Consider the following 2,902-nt stretch of genomic DNA (forward strand, 5'->3'; position numbering starts at 1 on the left):
GGGGTCAATTACCTAATTTTCAGGGAAAAAGTCCCTGAATTTACCCCTGATCACTCCCATATCTGGTACTTTTTGAGGGGAAAAAAGTCCAAAAGTCTTATCCAACAAGGTTTTTAGATTTATTCAGCAAGCCCTACTTAAGTTTAGTCCTAATTTTCAGTAACAATAAATCCGCTTATTAAAAACTGATTATTTATTCTCCGTTGTGCATGAGTGCCTCTTGCATGAGTGCCTCTCCTGATATGTAGCCTATACTCAACGGATTTAGTATAACAACCTTATCTGTAAGAAAGCCGCAATGAAAAAAGGACACAAAGTAAATTGTGTCCTTGCCGAAGCTATGAACTTAATTTTTATTTAGCGTCGGAGAATTCCGCATCGATGACATCATCGCCACCACCAGCACCACCAGAGGGGCCATTGTCGTCATTGCCACCGGTGGGATTACTAGGGGCCCCTTGCTGATACATACTGCTACCGATCGCGTAGAGGGCTTGTTGTAATTCCGGTAGGATGGTTTTGATCTTACCATCGTCGTCTTGAGCGATCGCTTCTTTCAGATCTTTAATCAATGCCTGGGCTTTATTTTTCTCGGATGGGGGAACCTTATCGCCCAACTCGGCTAACTGCTTCTCAGCTTGATAAACGAGGGAATCAGCTTGATTTTTGCGTTCAATGTGTTCACGACGTTCCTTATCGGTCGCGGCGTTCGATTCTGCCTCATTAACCATGCGTTCCACTTCATTTTGGGGCAAGGTAGAAGCGCCGGTGATGCTGATCGATTGTTCTTTTCCTGTACCTTTATCCTTAGCGGTGACATTTAAAATACCGTTAGCATCGATGTCGAAGACCACTTCGATTTGAGGCACACCACGAGGAGCGGGAGGGATACCATCGAGTCGGAAAGTTCCCAAACTCTTGTTATCTTTGGCCATTTCCCGTTCCCCTTGCAGGACGTGGATTTCCACGTTAGTTTGTCCATCTACTGCCGTGGAGAAAACTTCCGATTTTTTGGTGGGGATAGTGGTGTTGCGGGTAATAATCCGCGTCATCACACCGCCGAGGGTTTCCACACCCAAAGACAGGGGCGAAACATCAAGCAGAAGAATATCTTTGACTTCACCAGCGAGGACACCACCTTGAATAGCGGCACCTACGGCTACCACTTCATCGGGGTTAACGCTTTGGTTAGGATCTTTGCCCAGAACTTTTTTAACTAATTCTTGAACGGCGGGAATCCGGGTTGAACCACCGACGAGAACCACTTCATCGAGGGCAGATTTATCGATTTTGGCATCACGGATGGCATTTTCGACGGGAATCCGACAGCGATCGATTAAATCGGCGCAAATTTCCTCAAATTTAGCTCTGGTTAAAGTGGTATCTAGGTGTTTTGGTCCTTCGGCGGTAGCGGTGATGAAGGGCAGGTTAATTTCCGCTTGGGTAACGCTAGAAAGTTCAATTTTGGCTTTTTCTGCCGCTTCCGTGAGACGTTGCAGGGCTTGTTTATCTTGACGGAGGTCTATTCCTTCAACTTTTTTGAATTCTCCGGCTAAATAATCGACGATTTTTTTATCGAAGTCATCACCACCGAGATGAGTATCTCCAGAGGTAGCGAGAACTTCAAAGACACCATCACCCACTTCTAGAACCGATACGTCAAAGGTTCCCCCACCCAAGTCAAAAACGAGAATGGTTTCGTTAGCTTTTTTGTCTAATCCGTAGGCAAGAGAGGCAGCGGTGGGTTCGTTGATAATGCGGAGAACTTCAACCCCAGCAATTCTCCCGGCATCTTTGGTGGCTTGACGTTGGGAGTCATTAAAATAAGCGGGTACGGTGATGACTGCTTGGGTAACGGTTTCGCCGAGGTATTTACTGGCATCTTCCACCAGTTTCCGCAGTACCTGGGCGGAAATTTCTTCGGGGGCGAATTGTTTGCCCTGGGCGGGACAGTCTAATTTAACGTTGCCGTTGCCGTCTTGGAGAGTTTTGTAGGATACTTCTGTGGCTTCGTTGGTAACTTCGTTGAATTTCCTGCCGATGAAGCGTTTGACGGAATAAAAAGTATTTTGCGGGTTCATTACCGCTTGACGTTTGGCGATTTGTCCTACTAGGCGATCGCCACTTTTGGCGTAGGCGACGACTGAGGGCGTGGTTCTAAATCCTTCGGCGTTGGCGATAACGGTGGGTTTGCCCCCTTCCATAACCGCGACGCAGGAGTTAGTCGTCCCTAAGTCAATTCCAACTACTTTTCCCATAATCTTTGTGCTGCTCCGATACAACTATAGTGACTTCTAGAATCGGAACTGTACTCGGTTTTTAGGCGATACCCACCCCTATCAGTTCCTTCGTTATCTCTATAGTGCAAAATAACCCCGCTTTCTCGATAGTGTAGGTATCCGAACCTTTTTGGTAGTATTGCTAATGTCAGTTCGGGATCAAAGAGTTAGTGGTGAAGGAAAGGAGTCAGAAGTGAGACAAACTCTTAGTTCTTACCACTCCATGCTCGCTCTCCTTGGTTTCCCTGGAGTGGTGGTGGAAATCCCTCACTTCCTCTCTTTTAAGTAGAAAATATGAATCTCAGACATCAAGATCATTACCATAGTTCAGAAATTGACCGCACTTTACTTTAGAACTCTTGCAAATTAATTATATGTTATAATGATGGGTTAACTAATTTTCCCCAAAAAATTAGTTAATCAGTACATTCGTCCTGAATGAAAACTTGAAGTTTAACTTTTAACTCAAAACTCTTTAGAGCTGCTTTAATTTGGTTATCAAAACCTCTTTATTTAAGCGGCACAAACTATCTCAATTTTTATAATTGAGAATAAATTCTCCTTGACTTGATTAATCTTTAGGCAACTTTTAAGAAGCTGCTATACCTATCCCTAACTCACAG

Annotated in this window: 1 protein-coding gene; it reads right to left on the reverse strand. The window is 44.7% G+C overall.

Features of this window, described 5'->3' with window-relative positions; all coding sequences use genetic code 11:
* Window positions 1–353: 353 nt before the first annotated feature.
* Entirely contained in the window at window positions 354–2,258 is a 1,905-nt protein-coding gene (gene dnaK / locus O9295_RS22055) for a molecular chaperone DnaK (protein WP_288035381.1), read from the reverse strand.
* Window positions 2,259–2,902: the final 644 nt, after the last annotated feature.

This window comes from Microcystis sp. LE18-22.4A, assembly GCF_027531105.1.
GTDB lineage: Bacteria > Cyanobacteriota > Cyanobacteriia > Cyanobacteriales > Microcystaceae > Microcystis > Microcystis aeruginosa.

Coding starts and splice junctions, on each gene's coding strand:
- dnaK (WP_288035381.1), bottom strand. CDS start 2,258: ATGGGAAAAGTAGTTGGAATTGACTTAGGGACGACTAACTCCTGCGTC.